Source organism: Mesorhizobium sp. M0751 (genome assembly GCF_040320265.1).
Lineage (GTDB): Bacteria > Pseudomonadota > Alphaproteobacteria > Rhizobiales > Rhizobiaceae > Mesorhizobium.
The window spans coordinates 1-18,562 of sequence record NZ_JAMYPH010000021.1 but is presented as its reverse complement, the minus strand read 5'-3'; the positions used below and the strand labels follow the sequence as shown (position 1 = coordinate 18,562).

Sequence of the window (18,562 nt, the reverse complement as noted above, 5' to 3'; positions counted from 1 at the left end):
GCTCAGGAAAACAGCAGCGACGACAATTTGCGCCGTGCCGACAGCGTTGCTTCGTCGGTCATGCCCCATGCCTCGAAGAGCTGCAGCAACTGGGTTCTGGCGCCGTCGTCGTTCCACGAGCGGTCGGCCTTGATGATCGCCAGCAGATTGTCGGCCGCCGCCATGCGATCACCCTTGGCGTTCTGGATCATGGCAAGCTCGAACCGTGCCTGGTGATCCCCGGGATTTTCGGCCAGCCGCCGTTCCAGTTCTGCCGGATTGCCCAGTTCCGCGGCTTGCGCGGCGAGCGCCATTTTGGCCCGCAGCGCGGCGAGCTGGGGCGCATCCTTCTTCGCTTCCGGCGCCCGCGCCAGCACCGCCTCGGCACCTTCGGCATCGCCGGCCTCGAACAGCAGATCGCCCAAGCCGGCGATCGCCTCGATCGTCTCCGGCGCCTGTTCCAGGATGGCATCGTAAATGTCGGCCGCTGTCTGCACATCCCCGGCGTCGCGCGCCTCGGCAGCCGCGGCCAGCGCTTCGGCCACTTGCGGCGCGCCACCGTTCTTGCCGCCGACCTTCTGGATGAATTGCGTGATCTGGCTCTCGGGAATGGCGCCCATGAAGCCGTCGACCGGCTGGCCGTCCTTGAAGGCAATGACCGCCGGTATCGACTGGATGCCAAGCTGGCCGGCGATCGACGGATGGTCGTCGATATTCATCTTGACCAGCTTGACCTTGCCACCGGCGGCATTCACCGCCTTCTCCAGCAGCGGCGTCAATTGCTTGCAGGGGCCGCACCACGGCGCCCAGAAATCGACCAGCACCGGCTGGCGACGCGATTCCTGGATGACGTCGGCGGCAAATCCAGCGGTCGTTGTGTCCTTGATGACGTCGGCCGGCGCCTCCGCAAGCGCGACCTTCTCACGCGCGGCATCGGTGCCGCCATATTGCACGGTGGTGGCATACTGGCCGCCATTGCTGCCAAACGGGCCGCCAAAGGGGTTGCTATCGCTCATCTCGTCGCCTTTCGGTCGCGCCGCCGGCCAAGGGACGGGCGCAACATCCTTATTTAGAACCCGGTTTCAGTCACCCATGTGGCGATCATGCCGAGACTTTCAAGATAACAGCATCATGTCCGGTTGCCTCGACGAATTTGACTAGGTCCGGGGCAGCGATGGAAGTCGTCGCTTCGTTGGTCAGCGGGTGGGCATTGACCACCGCATGGCTCATCAACTCCTCGTCCAAAACGACCTTGACCCTTCGCTCGGTGTCGTTGATCAGCCCGAACACCGTGACCGCACCCGGGACGACGCCGAGAAGCTCCATCAGCATCTCCGGCCGGCCGAAGGACACGCGGCCGGCAGCGCCGATCAGATGGTGGATCTGCTTGAGATCGACCACCGCCTCCTCGTCGACGCTGACCAGGAAGAAATTGTCCTTCTTGTCCTTGAGGAACAGGTTCTTGGTGTGGCCACCGGCAATCTCGCCGCGCAGCGCCTGCGAATCGGCGACCGTGAACAGCGGCGGATGGCGCCGGGTCGATACCTCGATCCCGAGTCCTGAGAGAAAGGCGAAAAGTTCGGCTTCGGTCTTCGGCATCGGTCTTCTTCTGATGGCCCGCTTCAACGGCTTGTTCGGCTAACGCCGTTTACGGCCAATGATGCGGCCAAGACAAGCCCGTCGCGCAAGGCGGGGGTGATTGCCTTGCGAGGTCTCGCGGGAGGGCTTGTCCGCATTGCCGGCGAAGCAAAAAGCCTGCGAATTCCCTGTTGCAATCGCCGCGCTCTTCAGCCATATAGGCGCGGCTTGCGGCCCAAAAAGCCGCGCGAGCGGGTGTAGCTCAGGGGTAGAGCACAACCTTGCCAAGGTTGGGGTCGAGCGTTCGAATCGCTTCACCCGCTCCAGTTTTCTATCGGAAATCAAGTGATTAAGAGGCGCCTTTCGGGGCGCCTTTTGCTTATGTGCCTTGGCGGTGGGGCGGTGGCAAGCGGGAGCATTGACGGAGTAGGGGGCACGTTCGACCCGCCCGGCCAGCGCCACCAAGGTATCAACGAGGTGCGCGGCATCAACAGCGTCGTCTACGACGTGACGTGCAAACCGCCAGGCACCATCGAGTGGGAGTGAAGGGAAACGGCGGCAGTAGGGTGTCTCCGCAGCGATTTTCGCTGCCGCGCAGTTGCCGTTCCAGTCCGAATCTCACTCCCGGCGGGGCGTATAGAACATAAGATAACGCCGTTATTCATCGAAGAGCGTCCGTTCGTTCGCCGCGTCGTATTTGCGGAGGTCGCCTCTCATCCGGTCCCGCCACCGCTCCATGAATGTCAGAGTTTCGGGCGCATGAAGATGAGCAGAGAGGGATGCTTGATCTCTCCACCGCTCTGCGACGAGCAGACGCCCGGCGGCACGATCATCCACGACAACAGCGTAGAACAGGCCCCCGTCACGCTGCTTGGCAGTGTGCGCAAGCGCCTCGATATCGGTGACGAACTCGGCCACCGCGGATGGTTCGACGTGGACATATCCGGTCACGATAAGCATCGTTTTTTCCCCTGAGCCTTCCCCATCCTTTCGATTATGCAACGGTCAGGACGATCTTTCCCTGGATGTTCCCGCGAGCGGCGCGCTCGTGTGCTCTTGCCGCCTCGGCGAGGGGGAACGTGCTGTCAATGACGATGCGGACGGTGCCATCGTCCAGCAGGCGAGAGGCTTGCGCTAGTTGTGCGCCATTCGAACGGACCTGCGTGGTCGAAACCGTGATACCACGCGTTTCGGCTTCGTCGTGGCCGGTAAAGCCAAGCGGGTACACCGGTAGCAGGGCACCACCCCGCTTCAAGGTGCGGAGGAAGCGGCCGGTGTCCGGACCGCCGACGGCATCAAGCACGAGATCAACATCGCGCACGACCTCGTCGGCCGACGTTCTGGTGTAATCGATGAATTGATCGATGCCGAGGTCGCCCATCAGACCCCGATTCTTGCCCGATGCCACGGCAATGACACGCGCACCCTTCCATTTTGCGAGTTGCACGGCCAAGTGCCCGACGCCACCTCCGGCGCCGTTGACGAGAACCGTCTTGCCCTCAAGGGGCACCGGCACATGCGTGAACGATTGGAACGGGTTGGGTTCGTCGTGACCCAACTCGATCAGGAACTGCCAGGCGGTAAGCAGCGACATGGGCGCGCCGGCCGCATGGACATGATTGATGTTGGCTGGTTTCCGCGCCAGCTGCGAAGCTGGCACGCTGACATACTCGGCATAGGCTTTGCTGCCTTCCATGACATGCTCTGGGAAACGCACCATGGCGTAGACTTCGTCGCCGACGCCAACGCCCCGCACGTCGCTGGCGACAGCCTCGACAACGCCCGACATGTCCGATCCGAGGATCAGCGGAAAGGCGGGATAAGGTTGCCACTCCGGAGGGAGCGACCGGTAGCCATCCCGCAGATACCAGTCCGGCGGATTGAGGCCGACCGCGTGGACCCGGACCAGAACCTCACCCGGCGTCGCAGCGGGGCGGGGCGCATTCTCGTAGCGCAATAAGTCTGGACCGCCGAACTCGTGCAGACGGACTGCTTTCATCACATCGCTCATCATCACTCCGTTAGGTGTGTCCAAGGTTGAACGTGATGTAGTCAAATCGTACAAGATTGATAATTGTGCTCGAATTCGCTTTAGTAATTCCATGAGGGAACAAATAGCACTTGAAAGGCTAACGGGGCTGATCGCCTTTGCCCGTGTCGGGTCGATGGGCAGCTTCACCGCGGCCGCCCGATCCTTGTCGATTTCGCCCTCAGCTATCAGCAAAAGCATCCAGCGGCTGGAGCAGAACCTGGGCATATCCCTCATTACCCGCACGACCCGCTCGCTGACCCTCACACCAGAAGGGCGCGACCTGCATGAGCGCGCGCTTAGGCTGCTGCGCGAAGCAGAGGAGATCGAGCAGATGGCGACGATGGCGCGCTCGGAACCGTCAGGCACTCTGCGGATCGCCACCTCACTGCCGATCGGCATCCATATGATCGCACCCACACTGCCGAGTTTTCGCCGGCTGCACCCCAAGGTCGCAGTCGACCTTCGCTTGAGCGACCAGTTCGTCGATATCATTGAAGAGCGAATCGACATTGCGGTGCGGATCGGCGATCTCGCTGACTCGCGGCTGTTGTCGCGCCAGTTCGCACCGCATTGGCTCTGCTGCTTCGCGTCGCCAGCCTATCTGGCCGCACGGGGCACTCCTTTGCATCCGGACGAACTGGAAGGACACGACACTGTGACCCTGCGCTATCAAAGCAGCGGCCAAGTGTTGCGCTGGCCTTTCCGTGTCGGCGATCGGGAAATCGAAATCATGCCTCCATCCGGCATTGTCGTGGACGCGAGCGAAGCGCTGATCGCAACGCTGGTTGCAGGCGGCGGCATCGGCATCAGCGCAAACTTCATAGCGGCGCCCCATGTCGCGCGCAGCGAATTGGTGCCGGTGCTTTCCAACCATGCGGTCGAGCGGCACAATATCACGGCGGTCTGGCCGGAGAGCCGGCGCGCCAATCCCGCTGTGCGCGCCTTCCTCGACCTGTTGCAGGGTGTGTCGAGAAACAGGTGAAGGTCACGGCCAGCATTTGGCCTGAAGACACCGGGCAGGGGAAACTCAGCCGCAGGTGTCGACCGTCCGCTGGTCGGCGCCATTGGCGCCTTAACCGTCTCGGCAGCTACGCGACGAAGCGGACCACGCCGCCATCCACCCGCAAAGCCGCGCCGGTTGTCGCCGAAGCCTGCTCCGAGCATGCGTAGATGATCATGTTGGCCACCTCATCGGTGGTCGCGAAGCGTTGGATGAGGGTGGTCGGACGCATCGCCTTCAAGAAGCCCTGTTCGGCCTCCTGCTGCGTGATTCTGTTTGCGTCAGCCTGCTTCGCCATGAAGTCGCCCAGGATCTCAGAGCGGGTAGGTCCCGGCAGGACGGCGTTGATTGTGACACCCGTGCCCGCGACCGCCTCGGCGAGCCCGCGCGACACCGCGAGTTGAGCGGTCTTGGTCATGCCGTAGTCGAGCATTTCCTTGGGGATGTTGACTGCGGACTCGCTACTTACAAACACGACACGGCCCCAGCCCTTCGCCACCATCCGCGGCAGGTAATGACGGGTCACGCGCACGCCACTCATTACGTTTAACTGGAAGAGGCCAAGCCAGTCTTCGTCGGGGATCTTCGCGATGTCCTCGACGCCACTGTAGCTCCGGATGTGAGCCGTACCAACATTGTTCACAAGTATATCGGCGTCCGGCGCCTGCGCGATCAAGGCCTCGGCGCCCTCCGCTGTCGCAAGATCGGCGGCGATGCCCGAGATGTCGCTTCCGGGAAAGGCCTGCCGCATCTGCCGCACCGCCTCGTCGACCCGGGTATTCCCACGGCCGTTGACGACGACCTATGCACCGGCACGGGCCAACCCCTCCGCCGTCGCGCGGCCGATACCGGCGGTGGATCCGGTGACAATCGCCTTGCGGCCGCTGAGTTCAATATTCATATCATTTATCTCCAATGGTAGGTGGGTGATCATCCGCCGATCCAGGCTGGAAGCGCCCGTCGTCTGTTGAGTACCGACAATATTCGGACGAAGGCAGGCCCAGTACTGTTCGGTCGAAAGCGTTGCGGCCCAAGCAACGGGCCAAGCCTCAAGACACGCGCATCAAGTTGCCTTGCTTACCACTTCCGCCTCCGCAGCGCGGGCGAGGCTTTCGACCCATTCCTGGTGATAGCGGTAGAGTGCACCGGGATGCTTGCGCCCGAGTTCCTCAAGGAACCAAGGGCCCTGCTGCGTTTCTTCGGTCAGCACATGGCAGCCATCGACCGTAGGGGTGATGACCCAGCCGTGGTATGCGCTCGAGCCGGTCTCGTCGCCATCGACGGTCGTCGCCCACGCGAGCCTGCGGAAGGGTTCCCACTCCGTCACGACCAGACTCATCGGAAAGCCAACCGTCACCCGGCTGTATCTGGTTTCAAGCGCCAGTTCCGGCTTGCCGGTCAGGATCTTGACCTGATTTTCGGCGGGAAAGTAGCTCGACCAATTCTCGGCATCGACCAGCAGCTTCCAGACCACGTCAGGCGGCGCCTTCACGTCAATGTCGTTGAGTGCGTAGATAGCCGACGTTTTCGGATCATATCGCTCGGGCCAAATCACGTGGTCATACATCGGTCACTGCTCCTTCTTGAACAAATCCTGGAAGATGAGCTGGCCCCAGGTGCGGCCGCGTGCGTGCACCAGCACGCCACCCTCGTTGAGCTTTCCCAGCTTGACGGGTGCGAACCCGAGTTGTTTGGCCAAGGCCGCCACGGGAGCGATCGCGTCCTCGTCGTCGCTCGATAGAAAGACGACCCGGTGGCCGCCCTCGACGATCGGATCGGCAGCCAGGGTGGCCGCAATCAGGTGATTGAACCCTTTCACGAACTTGGCGCCGGTAAACGCCTTCGCGACGAAAGCGGAGGACGGGAGACCGTCCAGCTCTTCAGGGACCGGAAAGAGGTTCATCGCGTCGATGACCGTCTTGCCTTCCCAGCTCGGCAGGGCTTTCGCAACCTCGCGGTGCTCCCCGAACGGGACCGCCAAGATGATTGTGTCGGCCTCGACTGCATCCCGCAGCGACTTGGCAACGACCGTGGGTCCAATCGCCCGAGCCTGCGGCGCCAACGCCTCGGGCGGCCGGCGGCTCGCGACGGTCACGTCGATGTTTTTACGGGCGAAGGCGTGGGCGAGGGCCTGGCCTATCTTACCGAATCCTACAATTGCGTAGCTCATAATATTTCTCCGATCCGTGTTAATATTGTTTCCCCGGCCCTCAACGGTGCTGGGTTATTTACCGAGCCCTACGGCGTCCCGAATAATCGAATGGGGCGCCCGGCCGGGCGTGGCGCGTCAGAGTTGCGCAAGGCCGCCGTCAACGGCGACCTCGCTGGCGGTCATGAAGCTGCTGTCCGGCGACGCGAGAAAGGCAGCCGCCGCCCCGATCTCCGCCGGATCGGCCATGCGCTGGAGCGGGGTCATCGAGGCGAAGACCTTCTGGCCCTCCTCGCCGAGCGCTTCCTTCGCGAGTTCGGTCGCCGTCGGCCCGGGCGACAGCACGTTTACCCGGATGCCGGTGCCCTTCAGGTCCTCCGCCCAGGTCCGCGCGAGATTGCGCACTGCCGCCTTGCTCGCACTGTAGGCAGTGAATCCCGGGGCGCCCGTGGTACCGGCGCTCGATCCGGTCAGAATGATCGAACCGCCCGGGCCCATCAGCGGCAGCGCCTTCTGGACCGTGAAGATCGTACCCTTGACATTGGTGTCGAAGGTTTCGTCAATGTGTTCGGCGGTAATCTGACCGAGGGGAAGCTGGCTTCCCGCCCCGGCATTGGCGAAGACGATGTCGAGGGTTCCGCGCTCGGCCTTCACCGACGCATAGAGTCGGTCGAGGTCGGCCAGATCGGAGACCGAGCCCTGCACCGCGCGGGCATTGGGTCCGAGGTCGGCCACAGCGGCGTCGAGCGCTTCCCGCCGGCGACCGAAGATGAAGACGAAGGCGCCCTCCTCGATGAAGCGTTTTGCTGCGCCGAGGCCGATGCCGGTAGCGCCGCCGGTGATCACGGCGGTCTTTCCATGCAGTCTGTTCATGTGGTGCATCCTTTAGTCGTTCGGGAACGCTCCCGAGACCCTCGAAATGGGTCCGCCGGCGTCAGTTGTTGAGTGCGGAAGCGCGCACATCGGTGGTGCAAAATCGATCCGGCTGGACGCCAGCCGCGACGATCGGTGTCCGCCGTTGGGAATTGGGCCGCGCTCGTCGACATAGGCTATAATGACCACCCGTACTGCTGTTCGATGTGTTAGATACGGGCTTTGGAAGGCGCACCGCGCGGTGCGGGATTGCACCATGATCGACTGGGATGACGTTCGCTATTTTCTTGCCGTCGCGCGCGGAGGCTCCGTGCGGGCCGCCGCCGAGCGCCTCGGAGTGAATCACTCGACCGCGCTGCGACGCATCGCTCAGCTCGAGGAACGCCTCGGGGCGCAGATGTTCGAAAAGCTGCCTTCGGGCTACCGCCTGACGGCTGCGGGCGAGGAGGTCCTCGAGCTCGCGAACCAGATGGAAGCGTCGTCACACCAGCTGGAGACGCGCGTCTTCGGGCGCGACCAGAGCGTGCGCGGGCTTCTGCGGGTGACGCTGGCACCGCCCCTCGCGACACACCTGCTCATGCCGGACTTCGCCGATTTCGCGCGTCTGCATCCGGACATCGAGATGGAAATCTTGTCGTCCGGCGAGTTGGCAAATCTGACCAACCGGGAGGCCGACGTGGCGATCCGCGTCGTCTACGACCGCAAAACCCTGCCGCTCAATCTTCACGGCCTGAAGGGACCGGAGCTGTTCGGCGGCGTCTACATGTCCTGCGATCGACTAGCCGCATGGCGTGCGGGCGCGCCTGATCCCATCCGGTGGATCGTCATAAGCATTCATGGAATTCCGGATTGGGCCAGCGAGGGTGAGGTTCGCACCACGGGGGTTCCATTCAGGACCACGGACGCCGAGGCGCAGATCGTTGCAGTACGGCAAGGGCTCGGGATGACGACACTGCCGTGCTTCGTCGGCGATGCCGACCCCCTACTGGTGAGGGTGCCGGGCACCGACCTGCACATGTACGGAACGCTCTGGCTTCTGACACAGGGGGAGACACGCAAGACGAAGCGCGTGCGGCTCTTCACGGAGTTCGTATCCCGCAGGCTCGCCGCGTACGCTCCGCTTCTCGCGGGGCTGTCCATATCGCGCGACTGACGCCTGGCAGGTCGCCGATGGCGCTTGCCGCAATCCGGTCGGGAGCCGAGTTGCGATCGCTTGAAGCCGCGTCGTTCAATCTACGAATGTTGCGCCGCATCGCAACCGGCGCGGGGTCTGAACGCATCCGAAAATACGTTTATGGTACGCCACAATATTTGTTTCGTCTTAACGGTCGAAGACAGAAGAGTATTCCTGCCACGGGTGATGCGCGGAAAGCCGGGTTGTGACCGGCAGGTGTCGCAGCTTTCCTACTCCGTTGTGCTCGCTTTTTTTCTGCGCCGAATAGTGTGCGACTGCGCGACGGCCATTTTCAACTCGGGTGTGATCTCCAACGGCGCATTCTCTGCCCCATGTGGGTTCTGTAGCCCCTGAACCTGGACGGTCGGAAATGGCAGTTCGATGCCCTGCTCCTTGAAGACCTGGCGGAGGCGTACATAGAATTTGCGTTTCATACCGAAGGCGCCTCCCGGCTTGGTTGTGGCCTTGACCCTCAATACGATGCCGTATTCGCCGAACTCCTGTACGCCCTGCATCTTGATCGGGTCGAGCACCCAGTGTTTGAACTCGGGATCTTCCGCCAGTTCGAGGCCGATCCGCTTGATCAGCTTGCGAGCGAAGTCGATATCGGTGTCATAACCAACGGTGATGTTGAATTTGTCGATAACCCAGTCACGGCTCTGGTTCTGGACTGCCCCGAGTTCACCGAAAGGTATCGTGAACAGCGGACCACGATGGTGGCGCAGCTTCACCGAGCGCAGCGAAAAGCTTTCGACAGTACCCTTGTAGTTGCCCGATGAAATGTATTCGCCAACGCGAAACGCATCGTCGAGCAGAAAAAACACGCCTGAAATGACGTCCTTGACGATGGTTTGTGCCCCAAAGCCCACGGCGACGCCGACGACGCCAGCGCCGGCGATCAATGGGCCGATCTGGATACCTAGCGAGGCGAGCATCATAAGCACCGCCATCACGATGATCGAAGCGAGCAGAATGTTCTGGAGGATCGGCAAGAGCGTGTGCAGCCGCGCCTGCTGCGGATCGAGGACCGGGACATCCTCGTCGCTGATCACAGGGTGCGGTGTTTCGATGCCCAGCTTTCGTTCGATCAAAGCTTTGATGATCGACCAGCCGAAATCGGCTGCTAGGGCAATGACCACGACATTGATCAAGCCGCGCAATATGAACGTCGTCGTCGTATCGCTGCCCCGCATGGATTGCATGTCCAGACCCCAGACACGTGCGAGAAGGTAAGCCGCCGCCAGGATGAAAATCATTCGGATTCCGCGATCGATGACAGCGATCGTCACCGCCGGGATCGTGGGCTGGCCGACATCTTCCGAACCTGGCCGCAGAACGAAATTAACCCCGCGCTGCGTCACCACGATTGCCAAAGGCAGGAAGAATGCGGCGAAGGTGAACCAGAAGTATGTATAAAGGCCGGCGATACGCTGCAGGAACAGGACGACGAAATAAGCAGTCAATAGCCATGTCGCTTCCGTGTGGCCGATGTGGCGGGCACCGTCTCGCTGCGTTCTTGGCCGACGCCAAATGGCGAGCAGCAGGAGCAACAGCAGCACGAAATCGGCGCCCAGTGACAGGACCATCATTCCATCCTGATCGATGCCGAGACCTGGCAAGAGGATAAACGCGGCGCCGAAGAAGGCGAAGACGCCGACGATCCGGGGTAGCCAATAGGACCAATGGTCAGCCGCTTCGTTGGTGATCGGCAAAGCACGAACCTCGACGGCGTTCTCGACGTTCATGAAGGAGGGGACGAGCATGGCCATGACGTACATGCGCACACCCCATGTAACGACTGCCGCCATCAGAAATGTCAGTACAATCTCGCGGATAAGCATCGGCCAGTCGAACAACATGAACGCGCCGGCGCTGCCCAGTGCGAAAGAGACTATCAGCGTGCTGGAATAAAGCAGGCGGCCACCAATCTTCTTGGCTCGCCCAATGGGCGTATCCTTCGGTTGCGCGATAATCCAAAGGCGAAATGGACGGGTGAGCTTGAACGTTGCCCAGGTGAGTGCCAGGCCGGCGGCGATGAACATCGCAATCAGCACGAATACGCCGGCAGGCCCCTTGCTGGTCATATCCGCCATCGTCTCTGCCCGAACGCGCGCGAACTGGCCTGGCAGCAAGGGCAAAGTTCGCACGATTCTTTCGATATGATGCCTGACCCCATCGAGCGTCGAGGATGCCATCGTATTCATCTGGCCGGGTGCGGCCACGGCGTCGGACGATGCGTCGGTCGGCGAAGCTCTTCTCTCGGCGGGCGCTCCCGTTGAACCGGCGTCCTGATTTCGCTGTTCGGCCACCCAGGCCTTCACTGACGGATCGTCGAGAAGCTCGAACAGCTGTTTGACCCTTTCAGGCGGGACCGTCGCCGCCGCCTGCGCCTGTGCCGGACCAGCCAACAAAAGGGCGATCCCAACGACGAGCGGTCTGGCAATCAGGGCAAACATCGCAGTCAGGTCTCCGAGACGCCGTGCCGGGCGCGCCAGGGCCCTGGCTCCCAATCGTCGAGTGATGCGTAGCATCGTGCTGTTAACCTTCCGGTCAGATCGGCGAGCAACGACATCGATGTCCGTTGTTGCCCTACCTTGAAGAAACCGATGTTGCGGTGCAAGACGTCATTGTTCCGAACCAGAGCGTTACGCCGGCTACTTCGCGGTGTCTACTTAGCCGCCGGGGGAAGGCATTCCGGCCTAGGCCCAGCCTCCAGCCGTTATATGAACTGGGCATCGGTCGCTCGGCGGTCGACTGCTTCGCGCACCGTTGCGGGCATTCGAAACCATGATGTTGCTTGAGATGCAATGCGCTCCAGGGTCGGCACCGCCATGCGGCAAATCAGGCCGTGAGCCGCCACATTCGCACACGACCTGTCCCACGCAATTCCGTTTCCGCGAGTGGGTCGCAGGCAAAATTTGGTCCAAGCAGTTTGTGAGTTGCGTCCGAAATACGGATCTCATCGGGCTCCGCGGACGTTTGGATACGTGCGGCGAGATTGACGGTGTCGCCCCACAGGTCATAGGCAAACCGCCTTTTGCCTATGACGCCCGCCACGATTGGTCCTGAGTGAATTCCAATTCTGAGTCTTATCGGTTCTCCTGCGAAGCGTTCGAGCTTAACCGCCTTCCGCAGTTCAAGTGCATAGTGCGCAAGGGCTTCCGCATGATCGGATCGCGCGGCGGGCAGGCCAGCGACCACCATCACACAATCGCCGATTGTCTTGATCTTTTCGCAGCCGTATCGCTCCGAGAGCAGATCCGCCGCCTTGAAGAAGTAATTTAAAATAGCGAGCGTCGTCACGGCTCCGACGTTCCGCGCTCTTTCCGTAAAACCGACGATGTCGGCAAAAAGCACACTCACCTCTGCGTAGTTGTCTGCAATTTCTTCGTGCGCTTTTAGCCGCTCCGCGATAGACGCCGGAAGAATGTTGAGGAGCAGGGCTTCGGCGCGCTGGTATTCACGCGACAATCCCTCTTGGCTCGCCCTCAACGCCTCGTTCATCGATTGTAATTTCTCGTTGAGTTGACGCTCCCTCTCTTGCAGGAGCGTCATTTCATAAGCCTTCTGTTGAAGTCGCTGCCTATTGTCGCGTTCGGCAGTGGCGTCAAGAAAGAGCAGCCACACGCAGGCATTGTCAGCAAAAAGATGGAGGTCCGCGACACGCCCGCTGGGCAGTTCGACCATGGCCATATGATATGGAAGCTCCGGGCAGGGCAGCAAACCTTCCATGAATTCAAGCTGCTCGGCAACAGGCTTACCTATGCGAACTGATGAGAGTCCGTAATGTTTAACGTTACCGCCCTTCTCAGCTATGCAAAGCTGGGCATCGATTTTCAGATATGCGACGGAGTGCTCGTTGTAGAAGAAATCGTAAATCCAGCTTCTGACTTCTCGTGGCAATTCGTGCATGGTCTATTTGCTAACCATCGAAGCAAGCTGACGAAACGCATCATCAACATGTTCACCCGAAAGCGCACTTGTTAGATAGATTTGCCATCCAAGTTGCCTCAGTTCGTCAATTTCACTATCCGATATTGCCCACCGGTCGGCCAGATCGGATTTGTTGAACAGCAATACAAACGGCATAGCGCCGAATTCAGCCTCGGCCCGCTCGCGCAACGTGAGCGCCACTTCAAGAGTAGCGGCGCGGGTTCCATCGACGACAAGCACGAGCCCGCTCGCACCTCGCACATAGCTGACGCGGAATGAGCCGATATCGTCTTCGCCGGCCAAATCCCACAAAATCAGATCCACGATTTTGTCCGGGAATGCGACACTCTTCTTGTCGATTTTCACTCCCACCGTGGTCAAGTAGGTTTCTGAAAAGATGCTTTGCACAAACCTGCGAACCAGACTCGTCTTTCCGACAGCGAACCCGCCCAACATGCAGATCTTCTTTTGCAATTTCCTGGGCTCCGCCCTAGTGGAAGTTTGCCGTAACCGAAACTCTGCGGTTGGCGGAGTTCCCCGTTCGGCTATTTTCAATCTCCGCTGGCTCAAAGGTGCCCGCGCCGCGAACCAAGAGCAACTCCGGATCGACGCCGCGCTTCTTGAGAAGCGCACGAACTGTTTCCGCACGCGCGGCGCTGATCGACAATTTGGCCGTTTCACGGCCCGTCTCGTCCGAATGGCCGGTCAACATGAACTGTGCTGTTACGCCTGCGTTGCGGGCGTCCTTGGCCAATTGCTTCAACTGGTTCGCCAAATTGTCGAGAACCGGCAGTTGCTCTGGTCCCGGTACAGCCTTGCCAGAATCGAAGAAAATGTTGACCGCTTGAATAGCCTCCCTCAAATGAGTGAGTTGCGGAGGGGTCAACTCACGCAGCTCGGAGAGTTCTAGAGAGAGTCCGTCTGCGGACAGCTCTTGGGCGGCGACCCGCGCCCGATCTATCCAGGCGGCAGGAGCCTCACCCTGGGCAACGATGCGATCCTTGATGATCGAAAGCCGTACTGAATCCGGCGGAGTCAGCGACGCCATCAGCCGCTTCACCACGAACTTCGGGTCAAGGCTTTGATAGAATTGCCACTGCGAATGAACGCGAGCAGGATCGACCCCTGTTCCGGACAGCAGAGCCTTCGGGTCGGCGGCCTGCGGGTCTCTCAGGCCGGAAATATAGAAATGTCCGCCCCGCGCCGTTTGTTGGGCGACAATGATTCCGGCTTGGGCCTCCAGTCGCGACACATAAGTCTGCCAGTGCTCCGCCGCGCGTGCTTCGGGGCTCACATCACGCACCTTGGAGATGTCGAATTCCGGTCCGCCTGCCGAAAGCTGTCGGGCCGCTGCGCGCGCCCGATCTATCCAGGTATCGGGAGCCTCACCCTCGGCAACGATGCGATCCTCGACGATCGAAAGCCGAACCGATTTCGGCGGGGTCAGCGACGCTATCAGCCGCTTCAGGACGAACTTCGGATCAAGGCTCTGATAGAATTGCCACTGCGAATGAACGCGAGCGGGATCGACCTGCGTTCCGGCCAACAGCGACTGCGGGTCGGCGGCAAGCGGGTCTCTCAGGCCGGCAATATAGAAATGTCCGCCCCTCGCGGTTTGTTGGGCGACGATGATGCCCGGTTGGGCCTCCAGTCGCGACACATAAGTCTGCCAGTGCTCCGCCGCGCGTGCTTCGGGGCTCACATCACGAACCTTGGAGACGTCGAATTCCGGTCCGCCTGCCGAAAGTTGTCGGGCCGCTGCGCGCGCCCGATCTATCCAGGTATCGGGAGCCTCACCCTCGGCAACGATGCGATCCTCGACGATCGAAAGCCGAACCGACTTCGGCGGGGTCAGCGACACTATCAGCCGCTTCAGGACGAACTTCGGATCAAGGCTCTGATAGAATTGCCACTGCGAATGAACGCGGGCGGGATCGACCTGCGTTCCGGACAGCAGAGCCTGCGGGTCGGCGGCAAGCGGGTCTCTCAGGCCGGAAATATAGAAATATCCGCCCCTCGCCGTTTGTTCGGCAACGATGATGCCCGGCTGGGCCTCCAGTCGCGACACATACGCCTGCCACCGCTGCCCGGCTTGCCAGGAAAGAAAGAACCAACCGCCTGCGGGAATCAAAACCAGCAGGACTGCAGCCAAGACCAGCCACGGAAATCCCTGGTTTGATTCCTCCTGCTTCAGTTCAACGCAGGTCTGCAACTCCGTCTCTACGCCGGCCAACTGCGAACTGTCGCCGTCAAACTGCTCTAGAGCCTGTGAGTATTCATCATGGATGCGAAGCAATACATCGCGAATTATTTCATGTAATTCCTCCGGCGGATTTCCCCGGATCACCGCAACCAAGGTCGCAAACGGTCCAACTTCCGACCAGAGACGAAGCTCCCCGAAGCGGATCGTGTCCAGGCCGCTCTGTTCTTTCTCGTTAAATGAGTCCCTTACAAAATCTTGAATTGCACTAAGCATAGAAGAAATGAGTTGGGGGTCTTCGCTAGTTGCATTATCAGCAGTTACGTGCGCTATCAAAAGCCCGGAATTGCGATTGATGAGAAAGACATGTTCCACACGATAGACAAGAGAATGCTTAAGAACAACTTCTGAGAAACTTGCCCCTGTTCTCCAAGCTTCAAGTCTCCACTTGAGCCCATGCCAGGTAAATATATGTCTTAAAGTTTCATTCAGCGACTGAAAGGTTTGGTCGATCTTTTCGCCGATCGACTTGCGAATAGCCGGCAGAAACACCGGATACAATATGTCCGTAAGCGTACGCGGGCTCTTCTGGATGGACCGTTGCACGGCCCTCTCGACAGCTGGCGCAAGGGCCTCTCCGAGTTGCGCGTGAGGCGCACGTGCGGCTGCACTGGGGAGGACGCCCCCCACTGCGGCCGCAAGCTGCTCTGGTTCGTCGAGCAGGTGCGTAACTCGTGAAAGCTCCGAAATTTCGCGGCCGACCAGCAACTGGCGCAGCGTTTCCATGCGAGGGTCGGCGGTTGGGATTCCGTCGAGACGCGCACGATAGTCCGGATCAACATTCCGGGCAATTTCGATCAAAAGGCGAGCCAGAGCCTCGCGATCAATCTCTGTATCGTTCGAAGCTCCTCTTTGAGGAAGGCTGATTGGGTCGACGGTCGACGTCAAGTTCCGATCAACTCACTTTCCACGTACGCTCCGAGTTGTTCTTGCTGCCTACGGGATCCTGATTTAGACATTTTGCAACCTCGACAAACAGGCCAGCCAAAAGATTTCGGTCGGTCTTGACGTTGCCGAGATCAGAAAACATTTTCTCCATCAGCATCTGAATGCTTTCATTCTTTTGCTTGATTTCCTCGCGCAGCAAATGATCGTTTCGATTTATCCGGTCCGCAACTTCCCGCTCAAGCTCGCTCAACTGATCCGACAACGCGCGCACCTGCTTTTCGAGCGCCTGATTTTGCTCGCGAAGATTCCGATCAATCTCCTTGTCGGCGTCGGCTCGCGCGTCTTTTTCATTCCGCAATTGCGCCGCAAGCGAGTCGACCTGCTTCTTTGCATTTGACTCGTACATTTCAAGATTGCGCTTGGCCTCGGATTCGACATCCTTGAAGCGCTGCAAGACCCGTTCTTCAAGCTTGGAAAAGCGGCGGTCATAGTCCTGCATCTGGTTGCCGAACAGCAGATCACGTATCTTGTCGACACCTACAGCGTCGCCGGGGGCCCCGCTCTCGCGAGCCTGGCCCGCCATGAAGGTCAGCCCGCTTCCTTCTGCATTACTTATCAGATTTGCGTCCGCTTTATTTGCCGTAGAAGCGGTACTCGAAGATTCCTTGGCCATCCCATGCCCCTCCCTTTGAACATTGTCGCACGCTAATTTAGCAACTGGTAAACTTGCCAGCAAAACTGCCGACCCGCAAGCCGGAATCTTCTCGGCTTAAGTCGGTTCGTACGTCCCCATTCGGGTAGATTCGACATGCGGCTCGATCCAGATCAGCTCGCGTCTTCGCCCGCGACCATCTCTTTGCAGATGAAATGCGCGAAAGGAATGCCCGGCGCATCGGCCTCCGCTCTAAGCCGTCGGGCATGCGCGCTTGCCATTCGGCCTGTCTTCAAGTCTTTTTGCCCGCCTCTAATTCGCCCTTATCTTGACAGGGCAATGCTGCCAGCCGATGCCGTCATCCGGTTTTGACATTTGCCGACTCTTGCCGAAGAAGACGAAAGCTCGATGATCCAGGACAATGCTACCGCAAGGCGGTGTGGTACCGATGTTCAATGCCGAGCAAACCGTCGGCGCAACGCTTGCCGGCATCCGCCGGCAGACCTGCCAGATGCTGGATATAGTGGTGATGGACGATGGGTCGACGGACTGATCGGCGTCGATTGTGACGGCCTCCGCCCGAGAAAGATCAACACATCTTGTTCTGCCTCGAACCAGGCGCGGGTAAGACGGCGTGGCGCATGATCCCTTGGTTTCAATCGTGGTTCCTGCGCACAACGCGGACGTAACACTGGCGCGCGCACTCGACAGCCTTCTCGATCAGGAAATAGTGGATTGGGAGGCGATCATCGTCGACGACGCCTCCACGGACCGCACCCCCGCGATCATCGCCGGTTATGTAGAGCACGATGCCCGATTTCGGGCGTTGAGGTCTTGTGCGCATAGCCCCGCCGGCGCGCGCAATAGCGGGATTTCGACAGCGCGCGGCCGCTGGCTCATGTTTCTGGATGCGGACGATTGGGTGGATGCCAGCTTCCTTGCCAAAATGCTGGCCGCACTGAAATCCGCTCCCGATGCAGTAGCCGCCTATTGCGGTTCCCAGCGCGTGATGCCCGATGGCGAACTCACCCCGGCGAGCATCGCAACGGAGGTCGCGATCCAGCCCTTCGAAACATTCGCCCGCCGGTGTGCTATCCGCACTCACGCGCTGCTGGTCGACCGGGAGACAATTGTCGAGTTGGGCGGTTTCGATGTATCTCTGCGCACCTGCGAGGACTGGGATCTGTGGCAGCGCCTCGCACGTCTGGGCAAAAATTGGGTGATGGTCGACGAGCCGCTCGCTTTCTATCGGGCCAGCCCCAATGCGCTCAGCCGCAATTCGGCGCAGATGCTGGCAGATGCTGAAATCGTGATCGCTCGCGGCTTTTCCGCCGATCCCAGGGTCAAACACCCGGCATCGGCACACGCCAATGGAGCGATTTTGGCGAACGGCGGCACCGCTTCCGAAGCGCTCGCGTGGTTCGCGTTGTGGAACGCCGCGTCAGATTGCGGCTGCGGCTCGCGCTCGATCAACCCGCAATCCCTGCGCGCGCTCCCGCTAGGACGGAAATGGGCGCGTGAGATCGCCAAGGTGGCCGTCGATGGCCTTATGGCAGGAAGCCTGTCGGTGCCAGCGCAATTGGCTGCCAGGTGGGACAGGTTCGGCGGCTCCCTCACCGAGCTGATCATCGAACTCGGCAAGGTCTGGAACAATCCCGACGCGGCTCGCCGCGTCCAGTATCACCTTGAGCAAATGCTGCTCGATGTCGACGATCTTGCCGCGCCGCGCAGGCTGGCGCGGACATTTGGAATTCGTGTCGACGCGCGAAATCCGGCCTCGATCGAAGTGCCGGAAGGAATAGATCAAATCTATGCCTATCTGATGCTGGATGGCCAGATCGAGGCTCTCGTGCAGTTCGGCATACTCGGGAACGTGACAAGGCGTCATTGGATTGAATTGATCCTGAATTTCGTGCCCCCTGAGCGGCTTGTGCACAGTGCCGCGCGGCTTGCGAGGCGATCGCCCGTACATGCACCGCAAAAGGGCGCCGGTGCCGATAAGTCAAACATGTTTGCAGCCGAGGCATTGTTGTCCATGGCGGGA

The 18,562-nt window shown here is 60.3% G+C and carries 16 protein-coding genes, 1 tRNA gene and 2 pseudogenes; 6 read left to right on the top strand and 13 right to left on the bottom strand.

Features of this window, described 5'->3' with window-relative positions; translation table 11 throughout:
- Positions 1 to 2: 2 nt before the first annotated feature.
- Together trxA and NKI19_RS26275 are read right to left on the bottom strand one after the other, a co-directional pair.
- Positions 3 to 995, bottom strand: a complete 993-nt coding sequence (gene trxA / locus NKI19_RS26280; protein ID WP_352491697.1) for a thioredoxin — start codon at positions 993 to 995, stop codon at positions 3 to 5.
- 85 nt (positions 996 to 1,080) lie between these two features.
- Positions 1,081 to 1,578, bottom strand: coding sequence for a prolyl-tRNA synthetase associated domain-containing protein (locus NKI19_RS26275; RefSeq protein ID WP_352491698.1), 498 nt, complete (start codon positions 1,576 to 1,578; stop codon positions 1,081 to 1,083).
- Between the two features lie 230 nt (positions 1,579 to 1,808).
- On the opposite strand from NKI19_RS26275, the gene NKI19_RS26270 reads away from it, so the two are divergent.
- Positions 1,809 to 1,883 (top strand) — tRNA-Gly (locus tag NKI19_RS26270).
- 70 nt (positions 1,884 to 1,953) lie between these two features.
- Positions 1,954 to 2,103 (top strand): annotated as a pseudogene (locus tag NKI19_RS32910) (GMP synthase (glutamine-hydrolyzing)); the annotation flags it as partial.
- 111 nt (positions 2,104 to 2,214) lie between these two features.
- On the opposite strand, the gene NKI19_RS26260 reads toward NKI19_RS32910, so the two are convergent.
- Positions 2,215 to 2,517, bottom strand: coding sequence for a putative quinol monooxygenase (locus NKI19_RS26260; RefSeq protein ID WP_352491699.1), 303 nt, complete (start codon positions 2,515 to 2,517; stop codon positions 2,215 to 2,217).
- A gap of 34 nt (positions 2,518 to 2,551) precedes the next feature.
- Positions 2,552 to 3,571 (bottom strand): NADP-dependent oxidoreductase, encoded by a 1,020-nt coding sequence (locus NKI19_RS26255; RefSeq protein ID WP_352491740.1) that lies wholly within the window; start codon positions 3,569 to 3,571, stop codon positions 2,552 to 2,554.
- Between the two features lie 88 nt (positions 3,572 to 3,659).
- Between NKI19_RS26255 and NKI19_RS26250 the strand changes: the two genes are divergently transcribed.
- Entirely contained in the window at positions 3,660 to 4,571 is a 912-nt protein-coding gene (locus NKI19_RS26250) for a LysR family transcriptional regulator (RefSeq protein WP_352491741.1), read from the top strand.
- A 106-nt stretch (positions 4,572 to 4,677) separates the two neighbouring features.
- Here the strand turns inward: NKI19_RS26250 and NKI19_RS26245 are convergent.
- The 4 genes and pseudogenes from NKI19_RS26245 to NKI19_RS26230 form a co-directional block, all read right to left on the bottom strand.
- Positions 4,678 to 5,490 (bottom strand): annotated as a pseudogene (locus NKI19_RS26245) (SDR family NAD(P)-dependent oxidoreductase).
- Between the two features lie 162 nt (positions 5,491 to 5,652).
- A complete protein-coding gene (locus NKI19_RS26240) occupies positions 5,653 to 6,156 on the bottom strand; it encodes an SRPBCC domain-containing protein (protein ID WP_352491700.1) in 504 nt (167 codons plus the stop codon).
- Between the two features lie 3 nt (positions 6,157 to 6,159).
- Positions 6,160 to 6,759 carry an NADPH-dependent F420 reductase gene (locus tag NKI19_RS26235; RefSeq protein ID WP_352491701.1) on the bottom strand — a complete coding sequence of 200 codons (600 nt, stop codon included), beginning with the start codon at positions 6,757 to 6,759 and terminating at the stop codon, positions 6,160 to 6,162.
- A gap of 117 nt (positions 6,760 to 6,876) precedes the next feature.
- A complete protein-coding gene (locus NKI19_RS26230; RefSeq protein WP_352491702.1) occupies positions 6,877 to 7,611 on the bottom strand; it encodes an SDR family NAD(P)-dependent oxidoreductase in 735 nt (244 codons plus the stop codon).
- A gap of 256 nt (positions 7,612 to 7,867) precedes the next feature.
- On the opposite strand from NKI19_RS26230, the gene NKI19_RS26225 reads away from it, so the two are divergent.
- Complete coding sequence (locus tag NKI19_RS26225) at positions 7,868 to 8,764, top strand: LysR family transcriptional regulator (protein WP_352491703.1); 897 nt, start codon at positions 7,868 to 7,870, stop codon at positions 8,762 to 8,764.
- A gap of 251 nt (positions 8,765 to 9,015) precedes the next feature.
- Here the strand turns inward: NKI19_RS26225 and NKI19_RS26220 are convergent, their stop codons facing one another.
- The 5 genes from NKI19_RS26220 to NKI19_RS26200 form a co-directional block, all read right to left on the bottom strand.
- Positions 9,016 to 11,241, bottom strand: a complete 2,226-nt coding sequence (locus NKI19_RS26220) for a mechanosensitive ion channel family protein (RefSeq protein WP_352566677.1) — start codon at positions 11,239 to 11,241, stop codon at positions 9,016 to 9,018.
- A gap of 385 nt (positions 11,242 to 11,626) precedes the next feature.
- Positions 11,627 to 12,697, bottom strand: coding sequence for an adenylate/guanylate cyclase domain-containing protein (locus tag NKI19_RS26215; RefSeq protein ID WP_352491705.1), 1,071 nt, complete (start codon positions 12,695 to 12,697; stop codon positions 11,627 to 11,629).
- 3 nt (positions 12,698 to 12,700) lie between these two features.
- Positions 12,701 to 13,192 (bottom strand): Rab family GTPase, encoded by a 492-nt coding sequence (locus tag NKI19_RS26210; protein ID WP_352491706.1) that lies wholly within the window; start codon positions 13,190 to 13,192, stop codon positions 12,701 to 12,703.
- Positions 13,193 to 13,208: 16 nt separating this feature from the next.
- Positions 13,209 to 15,866: an OmpA family protein gene (locus NKI19_RS26205; protein ID WP_352491707.1), complete on the bottom strand. Its 2,658-nt coding sequence runs from the start codon at positions 15,864 to 15,866 to the stop codon at positions 13,209 to 13,211.
- A 7-nt stretch (positions 15,867 to 15,873) separates the two neighbouring features.
- Entirely contained in the window at positions 15,874 to 16,539 is a 666-nt protein-coding gene (locus NKI19_RS26200; protein WP_352491708.1) for a DUF3450 domain-containing protein, read from the bottom strand.
- A 400-nt stretch (positions 16,540 to 16,939) separates the two neighbouring features.
- Between NKI19_RS26200 and NKI19_RS26195 the strand changes: the two genes are divergently transcribed.
- Together NKI19_RS26195 and NKI19_RS26190 are read left to right on the top strand one after the other, a co-directional pair.
- A complete protein-coding gene (locus NKI19_RS26195) occupies positions 16,940 to 17,071 on the top strand; it encodes a glycosyltransferase family A protein (protein ID WP_352491709.1) in 132 nt (43 codons plus the stop codon).
- An 81-nt stretch (positions 17,072 to 17,152) separates the two neighbouring features.
- Positions 17,153 to 18,562: glycosyltransferase family 2 protein (locus tag NKI19_RS26190; protein WP_352951250.1), on the top strand; the 1,410-nt coding region annotated here is incomplete at its 3' end.

Excerpts from the sequence above, each read along its gene's own strand:
- trxA (WP_352491697.1), bottom strand. The coding sequence starts at position 995 with ATGAGCGATAGCAACCCCTTTGGCGGCCCGTTTGGCAGCAATGGCGGC.
- NKI19_RS26275 (WP_352491698.1), bottom strand. The coding sequence starts at position 1,578 with ATGCCGAAGACCGAAGCCGAACTTTTCGCCTTTCTCTCAGGACTCGGG.
- NKI19_RS26260 (WP_352491699.1), bottom strand. The coding sequence starts at position 2,517 with ATGCTTATCGTGACCGGATATGTCCACGTCGAACCATCCGCGGTGGCC.
- NKI19_RS26255 (WP_352491740.1), bottom strand. The coding sequence starts at position 3,571 with ATGATGAGCGATGTGATGAAAGCAGTCCGTCTGCACGAGTTCGGCGGT.
- NKI19_RS26250 (WP_352491741.1), top strand. The coding sequence starts at position 3,660 with ATGAGGGAACAAATAGCACTTGAAAGGCTAACGGGGCTGATCGCCTTT.
- NKI19_RS26240 (WP_352491700.1), bottom strand. The coding sequence starts at position 6,156 with ATGTATGACCACGTGATTTGGCCCGAGCGATATGATCCGAAAACGTCG.
- NKI19_RS26235 (WP_352491701.1), bottom strand. The coding sequence starts at position 6,759 with ATGAGCTACGCAATTGTAGGATTCGGTAAGATAGGCCAGGCCCTCGCC.
- NKI19_RS26230 (WP_352491702.1), bottom strand. The coding sequence starts at position 7,611 with ATGAACAGACTGCATGGAAAGACCGCCGTGATCACCGGCGGCGCTACC.
- NKI19_RS26225 (WP_352491703.1), top strand. The coding sequence starts at position 7,868 with ATGATCGACTGGGATGACGTTCGCTATTTTCTTGCCGTCGCGCGCGGA.
- NKI19_RS26220 (WP_352566677.1), bottom strand. The coding sequence starts at position 11,241 with ATGTTTGCCCTGATTGCCAGACCGCTCGTCGTTGGGATCGCCCTTTTG.
- NKI19_RS26215 (WP_352491705.1), bottom strand. The coding sequence starts at position 12,697 with ATGCACGAATTGCCACGAGAAGTCAGAAGCTGGATTTACGATTTCTTC.
- NKI19_RS26200 (WP_352491708.1), bottom strand. The coding sequence starts at position 16,539 with ATGGCCAAGGAATCTTCGAGTACCGCTTCTACGGCAAATAAAGCGGAC.
- NKI19_RS26195 (WP_352491709.1), top strand. The coding sequence starts at position 16,940 with ATGCTACCGCAAGGCGGTGTGGTACCGATGTTCAATGCCGAGCAAACC.